Here is a 26,350-nt window from a genome sequence, read left to right as displayed (position 1 = left end):
TTTAAGTTTTAAAATATTGAGTAAATATATAAAATTTATTAGTGCAAACGATTGCGTGCTCTTAAAAACAAAAACCGAACCAATCTGGTCCGGTTTGTAATTAAAATTTCTTTATTCTAGTTCAAACTTGTAGCCAACCCCCTTGACTGTAGTGACATAGCTGTCTCCAATCTTTTCTCGGAGTTTTCGGATATGCACGTCGATCGTCCTATTGGTCACGACTACGGAATCCTCCCAGATCGCTTTCAGGATCTGCTCCCTTGTGAATACTTTGTTGGGTTTTGAAGCTAACAGGTATAACAGTTCAAATTCTTTTTTCGCCAGTACAAATTTCTCATCCCCACGGAATACCAAGAAAGAATCCCTATCAATTACGAGGTCAGAGATCTCAAGTTTATCAGTTACCTGATCATCAATAACCTCTGTAGTATTTCTTCTTAAGATTGCATTGATACGGCTCATTAAAGCCCTTGGCTTAATTGGCTTGGCAATATAATCGTCAGCTCCTACATGGAAACCTGCGATTTCGGAATACTCCTCACTCCTAGCTGTCAAGAATACCATGAAGATCTGTTTGAACTCAGGCATCGAACGCATCAAACGACAGGCTTCAATACCATCCATCTCCGGCATCATGACATCAAGGATAATAAGGTCTGGAAAAACCTCTTTGGCAACTTTAATAGCTTCTTTCCCATTAGAAGCGGTATATACTTGGTAACCTTCCTTAGTTAAATTGTATGAAATGAGTTCAACAATGTCGGACTCATCATCAACCACAAGAATCTTTTGATTATTGGCCATATAAGCTGTTTTTTTGCTAAGGTATATACTTAATTATAAAATAAAGTTACCCAAAAGTTATGAAATTGTTAAGCCTTAAAATAGACTTAACAATTGATTCTTATTTTTTTAAGGTTTTCGTTAAAAAATCTTCTAATTGCTTTCCCCTCAAATTCTTAGCAATGATAACGCCCTGTTCATCTAAGAGATAAGATGCTGGGATACCTTTGATGGAATAATCAATAATCAATGGAGAGCTCCATGCCTGAAGGTCTGAGATATTCGTCCATTCTAACTTATCGTCCTGTATAGCACGCATCCAAGAGCCTGGATTGTTATCCAAGGACACGCCTAAAACAGTAAAATTATGGTCTTTGAAGTTATTGTATTGTTTGACGATGTTAGGGTTCTCCTCACGGCAAGGCATGCACCATGACGCCCAGAAGTCTACCAAAACATATTTGCCTTTATAGTCTGAAAGCTTTACGGTTTTATTATCCGGTGTATAAGCCAAGATTTCGGGAGCGGCTTGACCTACAGCCAGCTTCCTAAGTTTATCAACCTCAGTCTTGAACTCATTCACATAACGATTGTTTGGGAACTCTGCTTTGATTTGATCAGCATAGGCAATCAATTCTGGTTCGGCCATCTCGGGATCCAATGTGCTCATCACATAAAAACCTGCCAAGTCATTGTTCTTTTGGGCAAATGAAACCGCCTCAGCGATGTAGTTCTTAAAGAAAGGTTCGAACTTCATCAACATCTCCGAACGTAGATTTTGGATACCATTGGCATCTAAATCATTGGTAGCACTTGAAAAGGCCTGTTGCAAGGAGTCCCGAACGAAATCAATCCTAGACTTCTGCACGGCAAAGTCTTTCAACTTCTGAGAAAGCTCCGAACCCTTCACTTCGTACTGGTCAGGATTCTGCAAATTGACATTGAATTCCACTGCCTTACCAGGTTCCAGGATAATTGGATACCTATTATTGCCCACGGCCATGGTCAATAACCTCTCTTGAGTAGCCGGTCTTTCAAACTTGAAACGGTTGCCATCCGCAATAAATGTTGAATCTAATTTCTGTTCACCTTCATAGAAGCTGACCACTTTCACATTCCCTGGATTCTCGATCACACCGCCAACCTGAATGGTATCAGAATTTGAACATGAAGACAAACCAGCGGATAACATCCCCACCAATCCAATATAAACTGCAAACTTTTTCATTTTTCTTATTTAATAAACTCTCTTGATTTTGAAATCGCTCTCTCCAATCCAGAAGCATCCTTACCCCCTGCTGTCGCAAAGAAAGGCTGGCCACCGCCACCACCTTGGATTTCCTTAGCTAAATCGCGAACGATGTTACCTGCATGCAATCCCTTTTCTTTTGCCAAGTCATCAGAGATCATCACCGTGATGCTTGGTTTTCCATCAATCACGGCACCCAATACGGCATAAAGGTTATTGATTGCTCCCTTCAGGGTATAAGCCAAAGTCTTCACCGCATCCACACTTGGAAGGTCTACGATGGTTGCGACATAGTTGATATCGCCAACTTTTTCCAATTTCTTCTCGATATCATTTTTCAGTCCTTGGGACTTCTCTTTCACGTAGTTCTCAATCTCCTTTTTCAAGGCATTGTTCTCATCCAATGTTTTTGAAAGAGCAGAAACAAAGTCCTTAGGGTTGTTCAATAGCTCCTTAAGGTTATCAAGCAATTCAAAGTGCTCACGGATCACTTGCTCCGAACGGGTACCGGTAATGGCTTCAATCCTTCTCACTCCTGCCGCAACCGCAGATTCCGAAAGGATCTTGAAGAAACCGATCTGTCCAGTTGCCGCAACGTGCGTACCACCACACAGCTCCTTAGAATAGGAATCATCAAAGGTGATCACACGTACATGGTCTCCATACTTCTCTCCGAATAGGGCTGTAACACCCGAATCGATAGCTTTTTGGAAAGGAACATTACGCTCTTCCTTCAAAGGTACATCTTGGCGGATCTTCGCATTCACGATGTCCTCAATCTGTTTGATCTCCTCGTAAGTCAACTTCGCGAAGTGCGAGAAGTCAAAACGTAGCACATCTGGAGATACCAACGAACCTTTTTGGTTCACATGCTCACCCAATACCTGCTTCAAAGCAGCATGCAACAAGTGCGTAGCAGAGTGATTAGCTTCGGTATCCTTTCTTTTCTTCACATCCACAACCGCTTCAAACTCTCCGCTCAGGACAGCTGGAAGTTGGTTGACGAAGTGTATGAAAAGTCCATTCTCTTTCTTCGTATCTAGGATGCTAACCTTTTCATTGTTATCCAAAGAACGTAAATAGCCTTTATCACCGACCTGACCACCACCTTCTGCATAGAATGGCGTTTCAGCAAGCACCAATTGAAATCGATCTTTACCCTTGCTAGAAACCTTTCTATATTTCAGGATCTCTGTGGTTGCCGTTAAGTTATCATAACCCACAAATTCACTCTCCGCTTCATCATTTACAAGGACCCAATCTCCAGTATCCACAGCCGTTGCAGCTCTAGATCTTTCCTTTTGGGCCAATAATGCCTGTTGAAACCCGTGCATATCCACGGTCATGCCCTTTTCCCTAGCCAATAGTTCGGTCAGGTCAATTGGGAAGCCGAAGGTATCGAACAGTTCGAATGCGAATTCTCCGTCTATGGCCTCATGGTCTGCTGAATAGGTTTCAAAGCGTTGGATCCCTTGGGTCAGGGTCCTCAAGAAGGAAACTTCTTCCTCCAAGATCACCTTTTCTACAAAATCCTGCTGTTGGTACAGTTCATCGAACACTCCTTTGAACTGCTCAGCCAATACAGGAACAAGCTCATGGATAAAAGGAGTCTTGAAATGCAAGAAAGTATAGGCATAACGGACAGCACGTCTCAAAATCCTGCGGATCACATAACCCGCTTTATTATTTGACGGCAACTGCCCATCAGCGATGGCAAAACTTACAGCCCTGATATGATCAGACAGCACGCGCATGGCGATATCCGTCTTCTCATCGGCTCCGTAGGCAATACCCGATTTATTTGCGATAAATTGAATCAATGGCTGGAATACATCCGTATCATAGTTGGATGATTTACCTTGAATGGCACGCACCAAACGTTCAAAGCCCATCCCTGTATCGACATGTTTTGCCGGCAGGGAAACCAAGCTTCCATCTTTTAACCTGTTGAACTGCATAAATACCAGGTTCCAGATCTCGATAACCTGTGGATCATCCATGTTGACCAAGTCCTGACCCTTCACCTGAGCACGCTCTTCATCCGAACGCATATCGTAATGGATTTCAGAACAAGGACCACAAGGACCTGTATCACCCATTTCCCAGAAATTATCCTTCTTGTTACCCAATAGGATACGATCTTCCGGAATCAATGCCTTCCATAGGTTAAAGGCTTCTTCATCCTGTTGCAAGCCTTCAGTAACATCACCCTCAAAAATCGTCACGTAAAGACGATCCTTGTCTAATTTCAACACCTCAGTCAATAGCTCCCAAGCCCATTCGATTGCTTCTTTTTTAAAGTAATCACCAAAAGACCAGTTACCAAGCATCTCAAAAAGGGTATGGTGATAGGTATCAATCCCTACCTCTTCAAGGTCATTATGTTTTCCGGAAACACGTAGACAACGCTGGGTATCGGCCACTCTTGGGAATTTGGCGACAGCTTCTCCTAAAAACAATTCTTTGAATTGGTTCATCCCCGCATTGGTAAACATCAATGTAGGGTCGTTCTTCACTACAACTGGTGCCGAAGGAACAATTTGATGTCCTTTACTCTTGAAAAAATCTAAAAAGGCTTGACGTATATCTCTACTAGTCATTTAATTCGTGTCTAATTTTAGCTGCAAACTTACTCAAATTTGACGAGTAAACTCGCCATTCAAGCCAATTTTTATTAATATGACGCATATTTTTCCTAAATTTATCTCTGTAAAAACACACAACAAAATAATTCATGAAGATGACAATTATTGTCCCTACTGATTTTTCTGAAAATGCTGGCTTTGCGGCAGATTATGCCTGCCAACTTGCACAGGAAAAAGAACACAACATCCACCTATTACATTGCTACACGTCTAGCTCAGTAGGAGAAAATGCTTCTGAAGAAACCAATGGCACAGGTCTTTTGGCGGATGAGAAGATACAAGAATTGCAGACAAAGCTGCTCAGGAAATATCCTTCATTGCATATTAGCATTGAATGCTCCAGAGGTTTGATCATAGACAAACTGACTGAGCTATCTCAATCTGGAAAATATGCCATGATCGTGATGGGTGCATCAGGCGAAAGCCAGTTGAAATCCATTTACTACGGAAGTACAACTGTGGCTGTGGCTTCAAAATCAGAGGTCCCTGTGGTTGTTATCCCGAACCAAGCATTCCAATTCGGAATAAATCATGTTTCCTTATTGACTAACTTTAAAGCTGCTGAATTGGATACTCTAAAGGAATTCCAGGATATTATCGGGGTACCTCAAGACTTGACCTTGATCCATGTGTTCAAGGAAAGCCAAAAACCCGAAAACATCAAGGACGACCTAGACTCCTGGGCCTTCAATATCCGCGAGATGGGTTCCATTCAACAAGTAAATACCATTGCTGAACCTATCAATAAAGATGATATTGAATTGGATTCAGTACCTGAGGTAGTCAGCAAAGTGATTGCCGAGGTAAATCCACAGATAATATTGATCACACCTAGTAGAAAAACATTCTTTGAAAGGTTATTTAAAAGTTCTGTTTCTAAAGCCTTAGCTTTGGAACTTGATAAACCAGCTTTTTTCGACAAAATATAAATAAAACTATACAGCATGAGCAAACTACTTATACCTATTGACTTCTCAGAGAATTCTGACAATGCCATCCATTACGCTTGTCAAGTCGCTCAACAAGGTGGACAAGAAATTGATCTGATCCACGTGTTCTCTTCACATTCTAACACCTATGCCAATGTGAAAGGAGAAACTCCATTGAACGACCCTAGGGTTCCTGAGGCTGAACAAAACATGGTAGATACCCTTGCCAAGTATCAGCAAGAATTCCCTAATGTGAAGCTGAATAGCATATTTAAGGATGGAAATCTTTACGATGAAATCAAAGCCGTAACTAACGCTACTGCCTATGATGCCGTTGTCATGGGAACTCAAGGTGCTTCTGGGTTAGATGCGGTATTTATCGGCAGCAACACCTATGATACCATATTAAACACCACTACACCGGTATTGGCGGTTCCAGAAACCTCTACCGTCTTTAAAAAGGACAGTATTGCCTTGCTTTGTAATTTCAAGGAAGCTGAACTTACTGCTTTACAACAGGCAGCTCCTTTGTTCAAAGCTGATTACAGACTGATATTGATCCACGTGAACACCAACGACAGGCCTATTAAAGATATCGATGCAGATTTTAAGGTTTGGATCGACAGAATCGAAACCGAACTAGGCATTTCTGACATCTCCTATATCATCAAACCGCAGACCTTGTTCATGCGCCAGAAGGAAACTGTTGCACAGGCAATCACTTCCGTCCTATTGGATGAACAGGCAGACATCCTGATCTTGACAAAAAGCAAGAAAAGTGTGTTCAGGCAATTGACGGAGTCCAATGTCATCAAGAAAATGGCTTTTAACATCCAGATCCCAACGTTCTTTGCAAGGGTTTTGAAGGCATAATTATAGGTTTTTCACTACAAAATCATGATATTTTAGGCTGAGTTGCCAAAACAAGTTGTTTTGGCAACAAATTTGCCATGCCTTTGGCATAAAAGCATATAATATTATGAAAACACTTTACTTTAAAAAAGTTAGCGCATTAGCTGCTGCTGTTTTAATCTCTTCTGCTACTTTCGCTCAAACCAACACAGCTACCGTTGAAGGCACGACTACTTTAGGTCCAACTACCCAGTACAGAACTTGGTCCATCGGAGTAAATGCAGGGGTCCTTAATCAATCAAACATTTTCGGCTTCAACAGAGCTGGATTCGATAAATTAAACCACAACGTAGGTTACTCTGCGTATGTTAAGAACCAAATCTCCCCATCTTTCGGAATTAAAGCTCAATACATGGGCGGTAAAGTTGGCGGTGTCAATGAAACTGCTGGCGCAGCAATTTCCGAGTTTGAAACTAAAATGCCTTGGTCAGCAGCCCTATCTGGTGAATTCACTATGGCAAATACAAACTGGAGGTTCTTCAACAGTATCATCAAACCTTACTTCGCTGTCGGTGTAGGTGCAATGAGTTTCGAAACCACTACGAAAATCGGTGAAACTTCAACTACTGCAGAATCTCAAACAAAACTTTTCGTTCCAGTTGACGCTGGTTTCAAATTCGCAGTGGCGAAAGGAATCAACATCGACTTGGGTTACCAGTTGAACTGGGCAAACCAAAACTTTGATGGAGTTCGTGGTGATCAATACAAAAACGACCTGTTCTCCTATGCACATGCTGGTCTAGAGGTTGCATTGGGTGACGGAAGCAAACCTTACCTTGGAAACTCAAACCCTGTGGCAACAATGGCTGCAAGATATGATGAGTTAAAAGCAGAGCGTGATGCTTTGGTTGCTGCAAATGAAAAATTACAGTCCAACATGGATGAAATCAATGCTGGCTTAGAAGATAGTGATGGCGACGGTGTTGCTAACAAATTTGACAAATGTCCAGATACTCCTGCAGGAACTAAAGTTGACGGTTCAGGATGTCCACTTCCAGAAGCTAAACACGAGACCAAAGTGGTTGAGAAAATCGTAGTGACTGAAGAAGATAGAAAAGTTGTTGATGAAGCTATCAAAAACTTGGAATTTGACTTGAGCAAAGCTACTATCCGCCCTTCATCTTACGAATCATTGAATAGAGTTGCAGCTTTATTGATCGAGAAAAACTTCAGCTTAAAACTTGCCGGTCACACCGATAACACAGGTTCACTTCAATTGAACTTACGTTTGTCAAAAGAACGTGCAGAATCAGTTAAAGCTTACTTAGTATCTAAAGGTGCCAATGCATCACGTATCGAAGCTACAGGTTATGGTCCTAACCAACCTATCGCTACCAACAGTACGCCAGAAGGACGTCAGTTGAACAGACGTGTTGAATTTACCTTATTCTAGGAACAACTTGCATTAAGCTAAACAACATACAACCAAGAAGGACCTGCAGATGCAGGTCCTTCTTATTTTTAGCCCTATCTAGGCCTTTTCTTTCCTACAGGAGAATTAGCCTTCCAACACTTTGACTACATTTTTCAAAAGTGTCTTAAAGCGTACTCCCGAATCCTGTTCCACCGTAAGGGTTTGATGTCCGGTCTTGCTTACATGCAGATCATTCACCCTACCCGATTTCCCTTTATGGGTCCCAGCAATTATTTGGCAAAAATCCCCATTATTTATCGTGTCCATAAGTTAATGTATGGTTAAAATAAAAAGGGGTAGAAAGCCTGTGCCCTACCCCAATGATTAAATATGATTATCCTTATTCAGAAGTTCCAGAAGCTTCTGCTTCTTTCTCTTTCCTGATCTTGGAATGTTTATGTCCGTACAAGAAATAGAATGCAACACCGATTGCCATCCAGATTCCTAAACGCTCCCAGCTCTCGATCGGAAGACCCGCCATCATCAGCACACACACCAAGATACCTAATATTGGCACCAAAGGCACCAAAGGTGTCCTAAATGGACGCTCAAGCTTCGGATTGGTTTTACGCAACACCAACACTCCGATACACACTAATGTAAAGGCAAATAATGTTCCGATACTTACCATGTGCCCTAGATCTGAAACCGGCACAAATCCAGCAAACAAACTTACGAAGATCATAAAGATCAAGTTTGTTTTCCAAGGCGTCTGACGTTTAGAAAGGTCCGAGAACAATTTAGGCAACAGACCATCCTTACTCATCGAATAGAATACGCGGCTCTGACCCAACAACATCACCAGGATCACCGATGTATATCCAGCAATGATCGTCACGATCATCGCCGTATTCAAGAAATGATAGCCAGTTTTTTCAAATGCCGTCGCTACGGGTTTTGCATCACCACTGAACACAGTGTAAGGTGCCAAACCTGTCATAACATAAGCAAACAGCACATATAATATAGTACAAACGATCAATGAACCGATAATCCCGATAGGCATGCCTTTCTTAGGATCTTTCGCTTCCTGCGCAGCAGTACTTACCGCATCAAAACCAATAAATGCAAAGAACACAACCCCTGCAGCCTGAAGAATCCCTGTCCAGCCATAGTGTCCCCGATAATCACTATTCCAGAACTCCCAGAATCCCATTTGCCCAGTCTTCACCATTTCCTCACCTTCGTTTGTAGGGATCAATGGCGTATGGTTTGCAGGATCGATAAATTGCCAGCCCAATACGATAAACAAGATCACAACAGCCACCTTCAAAACAACCAAGATGTTATTGACAAAGGAAGACTCCTGCGTTCCGCGCATCAGCAGCAGCGACAAGAGACAAACGATGATAATGGCAGGCAAGTTGATTACCCCGCCTTCAAATGGTCCTGCTAGCACTTCCTGGGGGAGATGGACGCCTACCAATAAGAACAGCTCATTGACATATTGCGACCAGCTCACCGCTACGGTAGCAGCAGCCAAAGCATATTCAAGCACAAGGTCCCAACCGATGATCCATGCCATAAACTCGCCCATGGTTGCATAGGAATAGGTGTAGGCACTTCCTGCAACAGGAATCATGGAAGCAAACTCCGCATAACATAGCCCAGCAAATGCACAACCTACCGCAGCAATAATAAAAGATATCATTACTGCCGGACCAGCATGGTCAGCAGCAGCAATCCCTGTCAATGAGAATAGTCCCGCACCGATAATGGCTCCAATCCCCAAAGCAATCAGGCCAGAACTGGACAAGGTCCGTTTCAGGGTACCTTCGCCGCTCTGTTCAGCTTCAGAAATTAATTTTGTAATAGATTTTTTATACCACATAAATTTAGATGAATAATTAAAGAATCAAACCTACAAAAAAATTAAAATAGATTACAATTCATTAACAATTCATTAGCAAGGACGCTAATAAATTAAAAACTACAATGATTTAACCTTATTTCTTTGCAATCATTCGTTCCAGACAAGAATTGTCAGAATAATTATTGGCAGGATTCAATCAATACAGAATAATTAAACCCAATACATTTATCACTTTTTTGCTACATCCAGCAAAATCCTCAAATTTCTTTTATAAGTATCGATAATTAAACCAAAACCTTAATAAAAAACCATTGTTTAATAGGTAGATAAAGAAATTACAGCAATTCTATTTGTGGACCTATTCCGAAAATCGGAAATAAAACATTTTTTAATCCACAAAGTATTGAAAATTAGGATTTATCAATTATTGTAATTACCTTTGCACCGCCTTAGGCAATAGTGCCTATTGTATATTTTATTTCATGAACCCATTTTTAGAACTGGGAATCCGTGAAGAGATTGTTAATGCCATCACTGAGTTAGGTTTCGAGAAACCTTCTCCCATCCAGGAAAAAGCCATTCCTGTATTACTGACTGGTAACGACGATTTTGTCGGATTAGCCCAAACAGGTACAGGGAAGACAGCGGCATTTGGTCTTCCACTTTTAGAACAACTAGACTTTTCATCAAAACAACCTCAAGCATTGGTTCTATGTCCAACGCGTGAGCTATGTTTGCAAATCGCAAGAGACCTAGAAAAATTTGCCAAGTACATCGATAACGTACATGTGGTTGCCGTTTATGGCGGTGCCAATATCGGTGATCAATTACGCCAGATTCGTCGTGGTGTTCAAATCGTTGTTGCCACTCCAGGTAGGATGTTGGATATCATTGGCCGTAATGCCATTGACTTCTCCAATGTTCGCTATGTAGTTCTCGACGAAGCTGACGAAATGTTGAACATGGGATTCCAAGAGGACATTAACAATATCCTTTCTGAAACTCCTGACGACAAAAAAACTTGGTTGTTCTCAGCAACCATGCCTAAAGAAGTGCGCCGTATCGCCCAAAACTACATGAACGACCCGAAAGAGTTGACTGTAGGAACCAAGAATACGGGTAACGAGAATATCGAGCACCAATACTTCATGATCAAGGCGAAAGACAAATACGCTGCTTTTAAACGTATCGTCGACTATTACCCTGAAATCTTTGGTATCGTATTCTGCCGTACTAAAATTGAAACGCAAGAAATCGCTGAAGCATTGATCAAAGACGGCTACAACGCCGACTCCCTGCACGGTGATCTTTCGCAACAGCAACGTGATAAAGTAATGAAACGCTATCGCGAACGCAACTTGCAATTATTGATTGCTACTGACGTTGCAGCTCGTGGTATCGACGTGAACGACGTAACACACGTAATCAACTATTCATTACCAGACGAAACTGAAAACTATACGCACCGTTCTGGTCGTACCGCTCGTGCCGGTAAAACTGGTATTTCGATCTCATTGATCAATGTGAAAGAAATGAGCAAAATCCGTCATATCGAAAAGATTATCGGAAAAGAATTTATCCGCAAACAAGTTCCTCAGGGTACTGAAGTATGTGAAAAACAATTGCTCTCTCTAGTTGACAAAGTACACAACGTAGAAGTACATGAAGATCAGATCACTGCTTTCTTACCTCAGATCATGGAAAGTTTGCAAGATCTTTCTAAAGAAGAAGTAATCAAAAAATTCGCTTCTTTGGAATTCAACAGATTCTTGAACTACTACCAAGATGCTCCTGACTTGAACATGGAAGCCCGCGAAGCAAGAGGCGAACGTGGTGAAAGAGGTGAGCGTCGTACTGGATCCAAAGGTTATACCCGTTTGTTTATCAACTTGGGATCGGTGGATGAGTTCAGCCGTGGAGACATGCTTTCTTACATCTGTAACAAAGGTAAGATCTCAGGTAAATCAGTTGGTAAAATAGACCTTAAAGGTGTATTCACTTTCTTTGAAGTACTTGATGCTGACGTAGACAGTGTATTCCAAGGATTCAAGGGTGTAGACTTTAACGGTAGAGACGTTAGAATCGAAGTTTCTGGCGACAGACCTTCATCAGACAGAGGCGGAAGACGTCGTTCTGGTGGTTTCGGCGGTGGTGACCGTAGAGACAGAGGTGATAGAGGTGGAGACAGAGGCGGATATCGCGGAGGTGGTTCTGGTCGAAGAGACAGAGGCGATAGAGGCGGATCTGGTGGTGGTTTCCGTGATTTCTCCGGAAAACGAAAAGACAGAGAGTCTAGAAACAGATATTAGAAAATAAAAAATAAGCTCCAAATTTGGAGCTTATTTTTTTATTACTTGATCCTGATCTCTTGAGCATGTCCTTTCATCTTGCTATTGCCCTCTGAAAAGTTACGCATCAACTCATAGGTATTTGGTATAACGTTCCTAAACCTCTCCAAGGTCATGTCCGATATATTTCCTCGATCAAAAGGCACAACCTTCACATACTCCTGAATCTCATTTTCCTTCCTCCCATATTTATAGTCGTAGGTAAACCTAGCTTCTCCCCCCTCCAATTGAACCGATTTATTATCTTGGTTTGGAACGGAGATATAAAACTCCGAATTATTCAACATATCCCCCTTGGAATTAAACAGCTCCTGCTCTTCCAAGGCATCATATAATTCACGGGCAACAAAAACAGATGGGTCAATGATATGGACTTCATTATCGATCAAAGCCTTGTATTTATACGCTCCATCATTCCCTTTATATTCCTTCAACTCGCCTAACACCTGATTAATTTCCTTGACCAGATAAGGATAATGCGTACAACCTAAAACCATCGCTTTCAATGGCTTAGCACCTTCCGTCTTACGCATCTGTTCCAGCAAACTCACCAAATGATAACGGATATAGTTTTCCGAAGAATTGATCTGCATCATCGTGCAATCTTCTGTATCCTTGCTATCACAGAGCATCTGGTTTTTATCAAAATTAAAATTATAGATATCCATGAGCGTACGGTCGATCTTATAGTCCTTGTTATCTAAGGAAGGTCCTCTATAATCGGCCCGCGGTGCATTGGCACTGGTCTTTATGAAATCCGGTTCTTCATCCACGGCCTCAGCTACGCCATGCCCACCTTGATTAAAGATCTGCAAGTCCCCAGTATGGCCAGCAAGAGCGATCTGCTCTTTTAGCGTTCGTTCATATCCGCCAGATGCAATGGTCCCCACGGTAGCAAATACCGCTATAGAGCCCGACTCATCTTTATCAAACAGTGCCAACGTTCCTCGTGCAGCTGCATTGATGACACCGATCACAGGAATATCAAGATTGGTCTTTTTCATAAAGGCTTCAGCATCCTTATACCCATATGCTGTTGCTGTATTGCAGGCAATCACTATTGCCTTCACCTTTTCCTTATCACTGTTGAATTTTGAAGCCTGATAGTTAGGATAATATTTGTTCGAAAGCAAGAACTGAAAATCCTTGATGATATGTTCAACCAGAAGATCATCCTTTTCAGCGGAATGGTAATTTCCATAAGGCATATTCGCCTGGTCCGCCAAATAGATAAAATTCTCCTGCTTGAAATCAAGCACGCCATCCTTTTCCTTCGATCTCGAGCGATTGTTGTGTTCATCGAAATTTACGAGTGCATCCAACACGGTCAAACCACCCGTACCGGAATCAAAAACACCGATCGGAAGATTGTTCAACGACTTAGGATATTTCTTGAAATCAACATAGTAAAAGTTTTTCTGATCCTTTAAGATGGCTTCCTCGATCTTTAAAGGGCTTTGTGCCTGCACATAACATGTACTGCCAAGCGAAAGCGCAAAAATGGCCAGGCCATTTAGGATAGTTAGGTGTTTCATTGGACATTCGGTAGATTGCCGTAAAGTTATTCGTTTATTCTGATATTCAAAATAAAAAACGCATAAACATGCAATTATCGCAAATAAAAAAGACCAATATTCAAATATTGGCCTTAAATCTTTCAAATCGTTGCTTCAATTGCTTTCGTCTTGATCTCCTCAATCGGGAATATCGGACTGGATAATGTCTTTTCTTGGTGATATTGTTAAATATCAATGCCACCAACAGCAAGATCAATGTCCCCAACAGGACTGGCGCTAAGACATAGAGATAGCCTAATTCCGTGATTTTGGCTCCCCCACTAACTGCAATCAATGCCGTTGCTCCACCGGGCGGGTGCAAGGTCCTGCTGAACTGCATCGCAACAATAGAGCTAGCTACAGCTAAAGGAGCTGTCAACCAGATCACATCCGGCAGTACCTTTGCTATGGTCACCCCAACGATGGCCGAAACCACATGTCCACCAACCAAGTTCCTAGGCTGCGCCAAGGGACTCTGGATAGCGCCATAAACTAAAACAGCAGAGGCTCCAAAGGAGCCTATTAAGAATACATTTTCTAAAGGAGGAAAGTGAAGCGACTGTATAAAAGCAATCAGCCCGATGCCAATAAAGGCACCCAGAAAGGACCAGAAATGTTCCCTGAAATCCACCAAGGTCTCACGGTACATCACATACCGATATACCCTAAAATGCCTAGCTACAGATTTTTTAAGTCTATCCACCAAGGTTAGGAGATATTGCGCTGTCTAACCGCTTCATAAATTACAACGGCAGCTGAAACCGAAACATTCAGGGATTCAATCTCGCCGAACATTGGGATCTTAGCTAATTTATCCGATATACGGATCAAATCATCCGATACACCAACATCCTCTGCACCCATGATGATACAGCTTGGCGTAGTATAATCCACATCGTAGATCGATTCCTTGGTTTTTTCTGTACTCACGACCAATTGAACTCCTGAATCAATCAAGAATTTTGCAACACGGCCTAGCGAATCCTGTCTACACACCGGAATCTTATAAAGAGCACCGGCTGAAGTTTTGATCGCATCAGGGTTGATTTCCGCAGAACCCTTTTTAGGAACAATGATCGCATGCACACCAGCACATTCCGCTGTACGTGCTATCGCTCCCATATTCCTGACATCGGTAACCCCATCCAACATCAACAACAGAGGAGTCTCCCCTTTTTCATAGATCGTTGGCAATAGGTCTTCAATGTCCTGATACGTAATCGGAGAGATCACGGCGATGACACCTTGATGGTTCTTGCGCGTAATTCTATTTAATTTTTCAATAGGTACCTGTTGGAATGCAACATTCTGCTCTTTTACTAAAGCTTTGAATTCAGCAAACAAAGGTCCCGACAGACCACGTTGAACAAATAAGGATTCTATTTCTTTTCCACTATCAATGGCTTCCATGACAGCACGGATCCCAAATACCATCTGATTTGTCTCACGCTTTTCGGACCTGTCCCTACGTTGAAAATTTTGCATGTGTTTTTATTATGGATAAAGGCCTTAACAGCCTGAAAAATAATTCGTACAAAGGTAGAAAAGAAAATGATTAGCTTAAACCCAAATCAAATGTTTTTCTCAACTCATCAAGCATCGGGTTTTTGGCAACCATGGCCTGATATTTTTCCTGTGAAGTATAAGGTTTGCGCTCTTTGGACTTCTCTACCATCACCCCGTCAATATCCAGGGAGAAGTTTCGCAATTGCACCCTTAGGTAATTCAGCATGTCGATCTTTCCTAACTTAAGCTCTTCCATCTGCACCATGTTCTCAACTTCCACCTTGATGGTCGTCCCTTCCAGGACTGGCGCATTCGAAGTCATAATGGTGTACAGGGTAATCTTGCTCTCGTTACGAAGGATTTCAGCAAACTCATTCCACTTGCTCAAAAATCCGTTCTGGGTAACTTCATAGAATTCATTACCTTCTACCAATTCATTTTCATCGTCACCTTCTGCCTTTTTATCGTCAAAGATCGTATTCAGGTTAGGTACGGAAATAGAAGTCTTGATATTGCCCCAGCCTTTAGCGGCAGGTTTAGGAGTATCAGTTACCGGAACAGGATTTGAACTTGCAGCTGCCGGCTTGGATACCGGAGTACTTGGCGCAGGCTTTGGCATTGCCGCAGGTTGAGCGGCGGTTTGAGCAGCCTGAGAAGCAGTTTTCTCCGTTGCAGCTGGCCCAGAGCCATTTGCAACAGCAGGGCTTAAACCTGGGTTAGGGAGTTTTTTTTTTAATTCAGCTAATGCTGGTAGACCTTCTGCTCCTAGTTGAATTGCACTCGCAATATGGCACATTTTCAGCAAGGACAGCTCCACCTGCAATCTTTGGTTCTTACTGCTGCGATAATTGACCTCACATTGGTTTGCGATGTTCAAGGCAGATAACAACAGACCGCTGGAAAGGGATTGTGATTGTTCCAGATATCTTTTCTTCACGTTTTCACTGACTTCCAATAACTTCAAGGTACTTGGCTCCTTGCTCACCAATAGATTACGGATGTGCGAAGATAAACCTGCGATAAAATGACCACCATCAAAACCGTTGTTCAACACCTTATCAAAAATCAACAAAGTATTGGCAGCATCCTGTCTGGCGATGGCATCCATCAATTGGAAGTAGTAATCATAATCCAAGATATTTAGGTTGTTGATTACCGCTTGGTAGGTCAGGTTCTTATTGGAAAAACTAACGATCTGGTCAAACATCGAAAGTGCATCACGTAGACCGCCATCAGCTTTCTGCGCAATGACATGCAAGCCATCCATCTCATAGGTCACCGCTTCTTTTTCCGCAATGCCAGCAAGATGGTTCGCCATATCCTCCACTTTGATCCTGTTGAAATCAAAGATTTGACAACGGGAAAGAATGGTAGGAAGGATTTTATGTTTTTCCGTGGTAGCTAAGATAAAGATCGCATAGGAAGGTGGCTCTTCCAAGGTTTTCAAAAAAGCATTGAAAGCCTGTTGCGAAAGCATGTGAACCTCATCAATGATATAGATCTTGTATTTACCTGTTTGAGGTGGGATCCTCACCTGATCGATCAAGGAACGGATATCGTCAACCGAGTTGTTGGATGCCGCATCCAGCTCATGGATACTGAAGGAATTCCCATTCTGGAAAGACTTACAGCTATCACATTGCCCACAGGCTTCATTCGATTCCGTGATATGCTCACAGTTAATTGTCTTTGCCAAAATACGGGCACAGGTAGTTTTACCAACACCACGAGGTCCACAGAACAGAAATGCCTGAGCTAACTGGTTGTTATGTATTGCATTCTTAAGTGTTCCGGTAATGTGTTGCTGCCCTACCACCGAGTCAAATGTGACCGGCCTATATTTCCGCGCAGAGACAATGAAATTATCCATGCACGAAGATAATCATTTTCAAAGTTTGGCACAAGCAAAAACCGTTTTGGAAACATTTCTCTTGATGAGCGAATGAAGAGCGAACAGCGATAAAGGGGGATTGTACAACGAAAGGAGAGTAAACCCATAAAAGCTTGTATTGCTGTACAACATAGGTGGAGGATTTTACAATGAAGGTGATCAAATCCAAAAAAGCTTGTATTGCCGAATAGTTCCTGCACCTTCGTTCCAGGATGACAGGACATGTTGAAGGAAAACCGCACAGATTCCTCACTGATCGTTCAGAATCAAAAACAAAAAAAACATTTCCCTTAACCTCCAAGGAGCCTTGAGTTACGATCATGGCCCATCCTCGAATCCCTTTCATCCTGGTTCAAATCCCCTACCCATTCCCCTACCCACAAAAAAGAGTTGCCCAATGGAGCAACTCTTTCATTTAAATTAATCAAAATAATATTTTCAATTACGCACTTTTCGGTTCGTTCTGCACCAATCTCCACAGTACGGCACCGATTACGGCACCAACAAACGGAGCGACCAAGAACAACCAAACTTGAGAAATTGCATTTCCACCTGCAAAGATCGCAGGGCCAAGGCTTCTAGCAGGATTCACTGAAGTCCCTGTGATAGGAATAGCAACCATGTGGATCAAAACCAAGGAAAAACCGATAGCCAAACCAGCCATCGTTCCATTTCCAAGTTTTGATGTGGTTCCCAGAATAACGAACAGGAACAGGGCTGTCAATACCGTTTCGGTAATAAATGCTGCCATCATTCCATACTCATTCTGATAACCTGCGCCCCAGCCATTCGACCCATACGCCCATTCGCCAGCGCTGAAACCAGCAATCTGACCCGACAAAATGGTCTTCAACACAAAGGCTCCTAAGATACCACCCAATACCTGGGCAGCAATATAAACTATAGCATCCTTTCCAGACATCCTTCCCGAGACCAGGACACCCAAGGTAACCGCCGGATTGATATGACAACCCGATACGCCGCCAATTGCATAGGCGAAAACTACCACGGATAAACCGAAAGCCAAGGAAATCCCCAATAACCCTAGGCCAGATGTATGCGCTAGCGTATCACCTCCGGCAACAGCTGCAGCACCACAGCCAAACAATACCAAACCGAATGTTCCAATCAGTTCAGCAATGAATTTAGATAATGTTTTTGTTTCCATAATTTATTATTTGGACACAAATTAACAATTAATATCAATAATTACCTCATAAAATAATGGTAGAATTATCGCCACAAAAATGGAAGTCATCCTTTTTTTCCAAAAGGGAACAGAGCATCTTTTTAGTTTACAGGGGATTAATCGAGATTCAATAAATAAAAAAAAGGACCGATATCACATCGACCCTTTTTCTTAATTGTTTTACCTAATAACCTTTAAATCACCAAACAATTTATTGAAACAAATTACTTGACTCAAAAGTAGGGCTATTGGTTAAAGTTACTGTTAAGAGAAAATTAAATAATAAATTTCCTTTTATCTCGCCTTTGCCGTCGCCAACATCCTTACCACCTCATCGATCGTGGTACGGCCCGCTTCAACCATTTTGTCTGGCCCCGGATAATCCGGATCAAAGGTTACAGTCTTCGTTTTTTCTTTATAGGCGAAGGTCAGCTTGTACCTTGGCTTGCGCTCGCCAGCCGGTCTCTTGCTGAGGTCCACCGTCATATCGTCCGGTAAATTCCAGAAGCCCAACTCCTGTGCTTTCCTGTGCAGATACAACAGGTCATTGTCACGAAGTTTCAAGCTATCCTTTACCAACTTGTTGTCTTTTGTAAGGTAATCATATTCCTGTGTCTTGGAATTGAAATGGTTCAGCATGGAATCTGGAAATCCATAGGTAATTTCGATATGATCGAAATCAGAATAACGGTATGGTGCGTTTTTCACCATCGCCGAATAGTAATAAACACAGTAAATTAAGAATGGAACTACTACACATAGCCCTAAGAAAATCTTTTTAGTTTTTTCTGACATGATATGCTATAAAATGTGCACAAAAATAGGGATTTGTACAGATTTTAACAGGCTAATTTGAGAATAAAGCCGAATATCGGACATAATACTGTCATAAAACAGCAGCCACTAACTCTTTGGCGTTCCGCTGCGCTTGAAATATTTATAATACCAACTATCGTTCAGGTTGGAGATGATAACACCTTTGCGCGTGGATACATGCACAAACTTGCCATTGTGCAGGTAAATACCCACATGGTCGATATTCCGACCGCCAAAGGAAAAGAACACCAGATCCCCCTCCTTCAATTGCTTCTCATACTTCCGCTTCACATTGTCAGCCATGTCCCTTGAAGTTCTTGGCAGCTCCTTGCCATAGATCCTATCGTACATCAGGGTCACAAAACCCGAACAGTCCACCCCGCGTTTATCCATACCCCCCATTCGATGCGGCGTGCCCATCCATTCATCGATCATTAGGTATAGGATCTTGTTATCGAGATCCTTGGTCTTCACGCCCAACAACTCGGCATAGTTTTCCAGCTTGTTCCCAGAATACTCCACCCCTCGGGCATCACTGGCATCCGAAATCGGAGCTCCCTTCTTGGGCTTTACATTTCCATAAGAACCTCCTCCGGCAGTTTTTCGCTTCGCCCCACAGGAACTCAACAAGACCGCCGCCAAAAGAAAAAGTAATAAGCTGTAATTAATCTTCATCCAAAACCTCCAAACCAAAAATATCAAGCTATTCCATCAAAGCCCACCTGTTTTTTTCCACAAATGTGACTTACTTTATTGCCAAAGCCATACAATATAGGTTATTAATCCTTAAAAACAGGATTTGAACGGAAATTATTTGTCACGACAACCAAATTTTATGCGCGCTAATTTTTACCTGTACGAATGGATTTGTCTTTTCTGTGTCATCAACTGTTTTTATCCTTAGCGCATAGTACTTATTTAATTTACTTTTGCGCCATGAATAAAACAAAAGGCGCAATAGCCGTATTCCTTGGAGCCGCGAGCTTCGGAATTCTATCCACCTTTGTTAAAAAAGCCTATGCACAAGGTTATAACCTTGGCGAAGTCACAGGGATTCAAGCACTATTAGGGGTTGTCTTTCTTTGGCTAGCTTGGCTCCTCATAAAAAACTCCCAACAACAAAAGAAATCCCAGACCCCATTAAGCCCTAAATGGAAAATCTACCTGAGTGGGGTAAGTACGGGCATGGTCAGCATATTGTACTATAAATGTGTAGAACTGGTCCCAGCTTCCTTGGCCATCGTCCTCCTGATGCAATACATCTGGATCGGACAGATTATCGAACTGGTTTTCTTCAAGGTAAAACCTCAGCTTAGCCAAATCATCGTTATCATAGCCATCCTTGCCGGTACGGTCTTCGCTACAGGAATGATCGAGGAACCTTTGGAATCCTTTTCTTTACTGGGGATTGGGTATGGCATGCTTGCTGCAACCGCCTACTCTGTCTTTATGATTGTCAACGGCCGTGTGGGCAATGATTACCATCCGATCCATAAAAGCGCCATGATGATCAGTGGTGCCTTATTCTTGATTTTGGTCACCTTACAACCCTTCAGTTTGTTCGGCAGCGAAACGTTCATGGGAATTTTACCTTATGGCATGTTGCTGTCCATCTTCGGAACGGTCATTCCACCGTTGCTCTTTGCTTACGGCATGCCTAAAGTGGGGTATTCCCTTGGCGCCGTACTAAGTGCCGTAGAGCTCCCGGTAGCCGTCTGTATGTCTTACCTGGTCCTGCAAGAGTCGGTCAGCTGGGTCAAATGGATAGGCGTTATTTTTATTCTTTTAACGATATTCTGGAAGAATAATTTGAAAACAAATAGCTAAATTTTAAGGTTTTTACCCTATACTTGCAGTTTTAGAAATTATATTTCAGTTTTAGTCTGATCACCCATAACAATCTAGATTGAAAACATATACATTATGGAGAACTACCTTTATCTCGTACTCATCACGCTTGCTGTCCTGGCAATCATAGACCTGATGGTCGGTGTTAGTAACGATGCTGTAAACTTCCTGAATTCAGCCATTGGATCAAAAGCCATCCCTTTCAAAAGCATCATGATCATTGCCAGTTTGGGGATCCTTTTTGGATCGGTCTTTTCGAGCGGTATGATGGAAATCGCCAGGAGCGGGATCTATGTCCCCAGTAAATTCTCTTTTGATGATGTAATAACCATATTCCTCGCCGTCATGATTACGGATATCATTCTATTGGATGTCTTTAACTATTTCGGCCTGCCAACTTCAACCACGGTATCCATCGTGTTTGAACTCTTAGGTGCTGCGATCTGTTTGGCTATCTATAATATCGCTATTAAGAACGGAGATTGGTCTACCCTTTCTACCTATATCAATACAGAAAAAGCCTCTGAGATTGTCTACAGTATCTTACTCTCCGTCGTCATTTCCTTTACGGTCGGTATGGCTGTACAGTATATTTCCAGGGTCCTGTTCACTTTCCAGTTTGAAAAGAAACTAAAGACCATTGGGGTTTTCTTTGGGGGAATCGCCATGGCTTCTATCTCTTATTTTATCCTGATCAAAGGGATGAAAGGTGTATCGTTCATTGGTTCAGATGTCAAAGACTGGGTTCAGACGCATGAATTGCTCCTATTGGGTGGATCATTTGTAGTCTTCACCATCCTAAGCTATATCATTAACCTGTTGGGATATAATATCCTGAAGGTGATCATTGGAATTGGAACCTTTGCGTTAGCGCTTTCATTCGCGGGGAACGACTTGGTAAACTTTATCGGTGTACCAGTAGCCGCAGCTCAATCGGTAGAGTTCTTCCAATCGATCCCTGGAGCCGACCCGGACAACTATATGATGGATGCACTGGCATCCAGTGATATAGTTGCCCCTACCTGGATCTTATTAACTGCAGGTATCGTAATGGTCATTACCTTATGGACCTCCAAAAAGGCCAAAACCGTTATTGAGACGGAAATGAGCCTTTCCAATCAAGGTGATGGTAACGAGAAATTTAAATCCAATATGCTATCCCGTAGCATTGTAAGAGGATTTATCAAACTTGGTTCAGGTTTGACTTACCTGATGCCGAGGACCTTGCAGGCAAGCTTGGACAAAAAATTTGAAAACCCACTGTTAACTGCCCATAGAAAGAAAAAGAAGTCAAAAGATGAACCAATGTTTGATATGATCCGCGCTTCGGTCAACCTGATGGTTGCTTCCAGCCTGATCGCCCTAGGTACATCCATGAAACTTCCCCTTTCGACCACCTATGTAACCTTTATGGTGGCCATGGGTACTGCCTTTGCAGACCGTGCATGGGGCCGTGAGAGTGCAGTTTATAGGGTTTCGGGAGTATTCCACGTTATCGGCGGCTGGTTTGTGACTGCGGGTTGTGCATTCGCGGGAGCGGTAATCTTCGCGTTCTTCCTAAAGATTGGCGGAATCGTCACTTTTGTGATCTCCCTGATCGTACTTGCCCTATTGCTTTATAGAAATGCAAAGAGCCATGACCGCAAGATCAAGGCAAAGGCATTACAGGAACTGAACCTGGAAAAAGGCGATATCATCGGTCTACAGCAGGTAATTGAAACCTCTGCCCAACAGATCAGTGAAACGTTCTCCAAGACCAACCTATTCTTCAAGGAAGCCATAGACTCCCTGATCAAGGAAGACCTGGATGCCCTGACAAGCAATAAAAAGTTGATCAAGAAACTGCAGAACGACCTGAATTCAACCAACAACGCGATGTATGATTATATCCGTAGTTTGGATGATAATTCCGTGAAGGGAAGCCGTTATTATATCATATCCTTAGGTTATCAACAGGATATGGTAGAAAACGTAGCGGTCATCAACTCCAATGCCATGTCGCATGTGGACAATAACCACAAACCGCTGAAGATCAGCCAGGCAAAAGACTTAAAATATGTGGTGGAAAGAATCGCTGAATGGTTCTCAAAAATCAACATGACCTATAAACGACTGGATTTCAGTAAGATTGATGAGATCATTAAAGAAAGAGAAGATATCCAAGAATACATCAACAATCTATTGGACAAACAGATAGACCGTATCAGGACTTCTGAAAACAGTCCTAAGAACAGTAGACTGTATTTCTCCATTCTTCTCGAAACCAATGAGCTGATCAGTTCAACCTTCAAGTTGATGCGACTTCACAAAGAGTTTGACAGCTTCAGAAGAAGAAATGCTTAGCAGCTCTAATTCAACTCAGGCAAGAAATTAATCCCCATAAAAAAGGACCCAAAAACAGCTAAAGAAAAGGCAGGATTTAGACCAAAAGGAATGGTCTAAATCTTGACCTTATTCGAGATTGCTTCGAGACACATTCGGGAAATGGTTAGAAATAATTCTATCCAATCCGAACGTTTCCGAATATGTCTCGAATGAGACTCGAACCAAGTCAGAATAAAATCTAAAAAAAATTGGGGTATACTATCCGATTAATGCGCTAATACCTCTGGCAATTCCTCGATATCCACATCCCCATTTTCAGAAATGGAAATGAACTTAACGGGAACAACCTCGTTTACCAACAAAGGATCATAAGGCGTACGCACTTTCACATAGTTCTTGGAGAAGCCATGCATATAACCATCTTTGATATCACCTTCAAACAGAACCTCATCGATAGAGCCTAACTGTGATTCGTAGAAGGCTCTACGTTTCTTTTCTGAAAGGATATGCAACATCTTGCTTCTATCGCTTCGCTGGGCACCCGGTACGGCACCTTCCATTTGAGCGGCAATGGTATTTTCACGTTCTGAATAGGTGAATACATGCAGGTAAGAGGTATCCATCTCATTCAAGAAGTTGTATGTATCTATAAAATCCTCACGGGTCTCCCCTGGGAAACCGACGATAACATCCACCCCGATACAGCAGTTAGGCATCAGAGATTTGATCTTAGCAACGCGTTCGCTATACAGTTCACGTTTGTATCGGCGTCTCATTTGTGCTAGGACCTTATTGTTACCTGACTGTAGAGGCATGTGGAAATGTGGCACAAATCTTTTGGACTGTGCTACAAATTCGATGATTTCATTGGTCAATAGGTTCGGTTCAATGCTGGAAATACGGATCCTATCGATTCCTTCCACCTCATCCAATGCTTTCACCAGATCCACGAAGCGATCTTGGCGCTTGCCGTCACGGATGCCGTAGTCACCGATATTCACGCCAGTCAGCACGATTTCTTTGACGCCGGAAGCGGCAATCTCTTCAGCCTGACGCACGATGTCCTCAATCTTGCCCGAACGGCTGGCACCACGTGCCAAAGGAATCGTACAGAAGGTACAGGAATAATCACAACCATCCTGAACTTTCAAAAAGGTCCTGGTACGGTCGCCGATGGAGAATGCAGAAACAAACTGATTGGTTTCGTCGATAGGGGCATTATGGACCACTGCTTTTTCGTTCTTGGTCAGGTCATCGATATGTTCAATGATGTTGAATTTTTCGGCAGCACCTAAAACCATGTCCACACCCGGGATTTCAGAAATCTCCTTAGGTTTGAGCTGTGCGTAGCAGCCAACAATGGTAATATAGGCATTTGGGGAATGCTTCAGGGCTTCCTTTACGACCTTTCGGCACTTGCGGTCAGCATGATCGGTCACCGAACATGTATTGATCACATAAACATCTGCCGCGCTGTTGAAAGGCGTAGTTTCATAACCCGCATCCTTAAAGATACGACCTATAGAGGAGGTTTCTGAAAAATTCAGCTTACAACCCAACGTATAGAAAGCAACTTTTTTTCCCATAATATTTTGCAAAAATACACAAAATGATGCAAAATGTTAAGTATTGATGAATTGTGATATTTTAATGATTAACCTGGGATTGTAAAAAAACGGGAAACTTCCGCAAAGGCCCCAAAAAGCAAAATGCAATTTCAAAAAAAAGGGTATCTTCGTAGGAGAAAAAAATCAAGGGAAATCAATGAAACAATATTTAGACTTACTTGAACACGTATACACGACTGGTGTTGAAAAGACGGACAGAACTGGAACAGGAACAAAAAGTGTATTTGGGTATCAAATGCGTTTCAATCTAAAAGAAGGATTCCCCCTTGTAACGACCAAAAAGTTACATTTACGCTCCATTATCCATGAGTTGATCTGGTTCCTGAAAGGTGAGACCAACATCCAATATCTCAAGGAAAACGGTGTAAGCATTTGGGACGAATGGGCGGATGAGAACGGCAATTTAGGTCCAGTTTATGGTTCACAATGGCGTTCATGGCCTACTCCTGATGGCCGTCATATCGACCAGATTAGCCAAGTGATCAATCAGTTGAAAAAATCACCGGACTCCCGTAGGATCATTGTTTCGGCATGGAACGTAGCGGAAATCGAAAATATGGCTTTGCCTCCATGTCATGCCTTTTTTCAGTTCTATGTAGCGCCGGCGCAACCTGAGAAAGGGATCTTAAAACCGCAGCTATCCTGCCAATTATACCAACGCAGTGCAGATATTTTCTTGGGCGTACCGTTCAACATTGCTTCCTATGCCCTATTGACCATGATGGTGGCGCAGGTATGCGATATGGAAGCGGCAGATTTTGTCCATACCCTTGGTGATGCGCATATCTACAGCAACCATTTTGAGCAGACCGAACTGCAATTGTCACGCGATCCGAAACCACTTCCGCAAATGAAGATCAACCCTGATGTGAAAGACATCTTTGATTTCAAGTTTGAGGATTTTGAATTGGTGAATTACGAACATCACCCGCATATCAAAGCTCCAGTAGCTGTATAATAAAAACTAAAACATTTAAATGAGTTATCCTAAAGTTACATTTATTGTGGCGGCAGCCGAGAATAATGCAATTGGAAAAGGTAACCAAATGCCTTGGCATTTACCCAATGATTTCAAATACTTCAAGGCCAAGACCATGGATCATTCCATTGTCATGGGCCGGAAGACCTTTGAGTCCATTGGTAAAGCCTTGCCAGGCAGAAGGAATATCGTCATCAGCAGACAGCCTCAATTTAGGGCAGAGGAAGTTGATGTCGCAAACAGCATCCAAGCGGTAATTAATTATTGCAGGGATGAACAGGAAATATTTATCATCGGCGGAGCAGAGATCTACAAGCAATCCTTGCCCATTGCAGATGAAGTCCTATTGACCAGGGTGCACACCAATATTCCAGATGCGGACGCCTATTTTCCGGAACTGCCAGGGAATGAATGGGAGTTGGTCAGTCAAGATGCCCATCAGAAGGATGAAAAGCATAAGTTCGACTATACTTTTCAAGTTTATAAAAGAAAATAAGGGATGCCAAACAAGGTTTCCCT

General features: G+C 42.4%; 21 protein-coding genes. 8 read left to right on the top strand and 13 right to left on the bottom strand.

Annotation, left to right across the window (positions count from 1 at the left end):
- Window positions 1–111: 111 nt before the first annotated feature.
- From ACWICE_RS07050 to alaS, 3 genes are all read right to left on the bottom strand, one after another.
- A complete protein-coding gene (locus tag ACWICE_RS07050; RefSeq protein ID WP_185213517.1) occupies window positions 112–804 on the bottom strand; it encodes a response regulator transcription factor in 693 nt (230 codons plus the stop codon).
- 100 nt (window positions 805–904) lie between these two features.
- Complete coding sequence (locus tag ACWICE_RS07045) at window positions 905–2,011, bottom strand: redoxin domain-containing protein (RefSeq protein ID WP_454297928.1); 1,107 nt, start codon at window positions 2,009–2,011, stop codon at window positions 905–907.
- Window positions 2,012–2,016: 5 nt separating this feature from the next.
- Entirely contained in the window at window positions 2,017–4,632 is a 2,616-nt protein-coding gene (gene alaS / locus ACWICE_RS07040) for an alanine--tRNA ligase (RefSeq protein ID WP_454297927.1), read from the bottom strand.
- Between the two features lie 134 nt (window positions 4,633–4,766).
- Between alaS and ACWICE_RS07035 the strand changes: the two genes are divergently transcribed.
- The 3 genes from ACWICE_RS07035 to ACWICE_RS07025 all read left to right on the top strand — a co-directional run bounded on the left by ACWICE_RS07035 (window position 4,767) and on the right by ACWICE_RS07025 (window position 7,911).
- Window positions 4,767–5,606 (top strand): universal stress protein, encoded by an 840-nt coding sequence (locus ACWICE_RS07035; RefSeq protein WP_185218641.1) that lies wholly within the window; start codon window positions 4,767–4,769, stop codon window positions 5,604–5,606.
- 15 nt (window positions 5,607–5,621) lie between these two features.
- Entirely contained in the window at window positions 5,622–6,479 is an 858-nt protein-coding gene (locus ACWICE_RS07030; protein WP_185213514.1) for a universal stress protein, read from the top strand.
- Window positions 6,480–6,585: 106 nt separating this feature from the next.
- Window positions 6,586–7,911: an OmpA family protein gene (locus ACWICE_RS07025; protein WP_185213513.1), complete on the top strand. Its 1,326-nt coding sequence runs from the start codon at window positions 6,586–6,588 to the stop codon at window positions 7,909–7,911.
- A gap of 105 nt (window positions 7,912–8,016) precedes the next feature.
- On the opposite strand, the gene ACWICE_RS07020 is transcribed toward ACWICE_RS07025, so the two are convergent.
- Both ACWICE_RS07020 and ACWICE_RS07015 read right to left on the bottom strand, forming a co-directional pair.
- Window positions 8,017–8,199, bottom strand: coding sequence for an RNA-binding protein (locus ACWICE_RS07020; protein WP_454292139.1), 183 nt, complete (start codon window positions 8,197–8,199; stop codon window positions 8,017–8,019).
- A gap of 73 nt (window positions 8,200–8,272) precedes the next feature.
- Entirely contained in the window at window positions 8,273–9,763 is a 1,491-nt protein-coding gene (locus ACWICE_RS07015; RefSeq protein ID WP_454297926.1) for an amino acid permease, read from the bottom strand.
- A 464-nt stretch (window positions 9,764–10,227) separates the two neighbouring features.
- Between ACWICE_RS07015 and ACWICE_RS07010 the strand changes: the two genes are divergently transcribed.
- Window positions 10,228–12,054, top strand: coding sequence for a DEAD/DEAH box helicase (locus ACWICE_RS07010; RefSeq protein WP_185218637.1), 1,827 nt, complete (start codon window positions 10,228–10,230; stop codon window positions 12,052–12,054).
- A gap of 41 nt (window positions 12,055–12,095) precedes the next feature.
- Here the strand turns inward: ACWICE_RS07010 and ACWICE_RS07005 are convergent, their stop codons facing one another.
- The 7 genes from ACWICE_RS07005 to ACWICE_RS06975 form a co-directional block, all read right to left on the bottom strand.
- On the bottom strand, window positions 12,096–13,628 hold the full coding sequence (locus ACWICE_RS07005) for a glutamate racemase (RefSeq protein WP_313259051.1): 1,533 nt from the start codon (window positions 13,626–13,628) through the stop codon (window positions 12,096–12,098).
- 100 nt (window positions 13,629–13,728) lie between these two features.
- Window positions 13,729–14,352 carry an HPP family protein gene (locus tag ACWICE_RS07000; protein ID WP_254528183.1) on the bottom strand — a complete coding sequence of 208 codons (624 nt, stop codon included), beginning with the start codon at window positions 14,350–14,352 and terminating at the stop codon, window positions 13,729–13,731.
- A gap of 5 nt (window positions 14,353–14,357) precedes the next feature.
- The gene (gene rlmB, locus ACWICE_RS06995) at window positions 14,358–15,134 is read right to left on the bottom strand and encodes a 23S rRNA (guanosine(2251)-2'-O)-methyltransferase RlmB (RefSeq protein WP_185213508.1); all 777 of its coding nucleotides are present in this window, start codon (window positions 15,132–15,134) and stop codon (window positions 14,358–14,360) included.
- A gap of 70 nt (window positions 15,135–15,204) precedes the next feature.
- Window positions 15,205–17,025 carry a DNA polymerase III subunit gamma/tau gene (locus ACWICE_RS06990; RefSeq protein WP_454292141.1) on the bottom strand — a complete coding sequence of 607 codons (1,821 nt, stop codon included), beginning with the start codon at window positions 17,023–17,025 and terminating at the stop codon, window positions 15,205–15,207.
- A 463-nt stretch (window positions 17,026–17,488) separates the two neighbouring features.
- Entirely contained in the window at window positions 17,489–18,214 is a 726-nt protein-coding gene (gene aqpZ / locus ACWICE_RS06985; protein ID WP_185213506.1) for an aquaporin Z, read from the bottom strand.
- 315 nt (window positions 18,215–18,529) lie between these two features.
- On the bottom strand, window positions 18,530–19,030 hold the full coding sequence (locus tag ACWICE_RS06980; protein ID WP_237219571.1) for a hypothetical protein: 501 nt from the start codon (window positions 19,028–19,030) through the stop codon (window positions 18,530–18,532).
- Between the two features lie 108 nt (window positions 19,031–19,138).
- Window positions 19,139–19,726: a C40 family peptidase gene (locus ACWICE_RS06975; RefSeq protein WP_454297925.1), complete on the bottom strand. Its 588-nt coding sequence runs from the start codon at window positions 19,724–19,726 to the stop codon at window positions 19,139–19,141.
- Window positions 19,727–19,987: 261 nt separating this feature from the next.
- Here ACWICE_RS06975 and ACWICE_RS06970 point away from each other — a divergent pair, with 261 nt between their 5' ends.
- Together ACWICE_RS06970 and ACWICE_RS06965 are read left to right on the top strand one after the other, a co-directional pair.
- Window positions 19,988–20,878 carry an EamA family transporter gene (locus ACWICE_RS06970; protein ID WP_454297924.1) on the top strand — a complete coding sequence of 297 codons (891 nt, stop codon included), beginning with the start codon at window positions 19,988–19,990 and terminating at the stop codon, window positions 20,876–20,878.
- Between the two features lie 96 nt (window positions 20,879–20,974).
- Complete coding sequence (locus tag ACWICE_RS06965; RefSeq protein ID WP_254528179.1) at window positions 20,975–23,242, top strand: inorganic phosphate transporter; 2,268 nt, start codon at window positions 20,975–20,977, stop codon at window positions 23,240–23,242.
- Between the two features lie 248 nt (window positions 23,243–23,490).
- Here the strand turns inward: ACWICE_RS06965 and mtaB are convergent, their stop codons facing one another.
- Window positions 23,491–24,810, bottom strand: a complete 1,320-nt coding sequence (mtaB, locus tag ACWICE_RS06960; RefSeq protein WP_185213502.1) for a tRNA (N(6)-L-threonylcarbamoyladenosine(37)-C(2))-methylthiotransferase MtaB — start codon at window positions 24,808–24,810, stop codon at window positions 23,491–23,493.
- Window positions 24,811–24,988: 178 nt separating this feature from the next.
- Between mtaB and ACWICE_RS06955 the strand changes: the two genes are divergently transcribed.
- Both ACWICE_RS06955 and ACWICE_RS06950 read left to right on the top strand, forming a co-directional pair.
- Window positions 24,989–25,810, top strand: a complete 822-nt coding sequence (locus ACWICE_RS06955; protein WP_185218630.1) for a thymidylate synthase — start codon at window positions 24,989–24,991, stop codon at window positions 25,808–25,810.
- Window positions 25,811–25,829: 19 nt separating this feature from the next.
- Window positions 25,830–26,327 (top strand): dihydrofolate reductase, encoded by a 498-nt coding sequence (locus tag ACWICE_RS06950; RefSeq protein WP_454297923.1) that lies wholly within the window; start codon window positions 25,830–25,832, stop codon window positions 26,325–26,327.
- Window positions 26,328–26,350 lie beyond the last annotated feature (23 nt).

It is taken from the genome of Sphingobacterium sp. NPDC055346, from assembly GCF_053645235.1.
The sequence above is the reverse complement of the archived record's forward strand: the minus strand, read 5'-3'. Positions and strand labels throughout refer to the sequence as shown.

Coding starts and splice junctions, on each gene's coding strand:
- ACWICE_RS07050 (WP_185213517.1), bottom strand. CDS start 804: ATGGCCAATAATCAAAAGATTCTTGTGGTTGATGATGAGTCCGACATT.
- ACWICE_RS07045 (WP_454297928.1), bottom strand. CDS start 2,011: ATGAAAAAGTTTGCAGTTTATATTGGATTGGTGGGGATGTTATCCGCT.
- alaS (WP_454297927.1), bottom strand. CDS start 4,632: ATGACTAGTAGAGATATACGTCAAGCCTTTTTAGATTTTTTCAAGAGT.
- ACWICE_RS07035 (WP_185218641.1), top strand. CDS start 4,767: ATGAAGATGACAATTATTGTCCCTACTGATTTTTCTGAAAATGCTGGC.
- ACWICE_RS07030 (WP_185213514.1), top strand. CDS start 5,622: ATGAGCAAACTACTTATACCTATTGACTTCTCAGAGAATTCTGACAAT.
- ACWICE_RS07025 (WP_185213513.1), top strand. CDS start 6,586: ATGAAAACACTTTACTTTAAAAAAGTTAGCGCATTAGCTGCTGCTGTT.
- ACWICE_RS07020 (WP_454292139.1), bottom strand. CDS start 8,199: ATGGACACGATAAATAATGGGGATTTTTGCCAAATAATTGCTGGGACC.
- ACWICE_RS07015 (WP_454297926.1), bottom strand. CDS start 9,763: ATGTGGTATAAAAAATCTATTACAAAATTAATTTCTGAAGCTGAACAG.
- ACWICE_RS07010 (WP_185218637.1), top strand. CDS start 10,228: ATGAACCCATTTTTAGAACTGGGAATCCGTGAAGAGATTGTTAATGCC.
- ACWICE_RS07005 (WP_313259051.1), bottom strand. CDS start 13,628: ATGAAACACCTAACTATCCTAAATGGCCTGGCCATTTTTGCGCTTTCG.
- rlmB (WP_185213508.1), bottom strand. CDS start 15,134: ATGCAAAATTTTCAACGTAGGGACAGGTCCGAAAAGCGTGAGACAAAT.
- ACWICE_RS06990 (WP_454292141.1), bottom strand. CDS start 17,025: ATGGATAATTTCATTGTCTCTGCGCGGAAATATAGGCCGGTCACATTT.
- aqpZ (WP_185213506.1), bottom strand. CDS start 18,214: ATGGAAACAAAAACATTATCTAAATTCATTGCTGAACTGATTGGAACA.
- ACWICE_RS06980 (WP_237219571.1), bottom strand. CDS start 19,030: ATGTCAGAAAAAACTAAAAAGATTTTCTTAGGGCTATGTGTAGTAGTT.
- ACWICE_RS06975 (WP_454297925.1), bottom strand. CDS start 19,726: ATGAAGATTAATTACAGCTTATTACTTTTTCTTTTGGCGGCGGTCTTG.
- ACWICE_RS06970 (WP_454297924.1), top strand. CDS start 19,988: ATGAATAAAACAAAAGGCGCAATAGCCGTATTCCTTGGAGCCGCGAGC.
- ACWICE_RS06965 (WP_254528179.1), top strand. CDS start 20,975: ATGGAGAACTACCTTTATCTCGTACTCATCACGCTTGCTGTCCTGGCA.
- mtaB (WP_185213502.1), bottom strand. CDS start 24,810: ATGGGAAAAAAAGTTGCTTTCTATACGTTGGGTTGTAAGCTGAATTTT.
- ACWICE_RS06955 (WP_185218630.1), top strand. CDS start 24,989: ATGAAACAATATTTAGACTTACTTGAACACGTATACACGACTGGTGTT.
- ACWICE_RS06950 (WP_454297923.1), top strand. CDS start 25,830: ATGAGTTATCCTAAAGTTACATTTATTGTGGCGGCAGCCGAGAATAAT.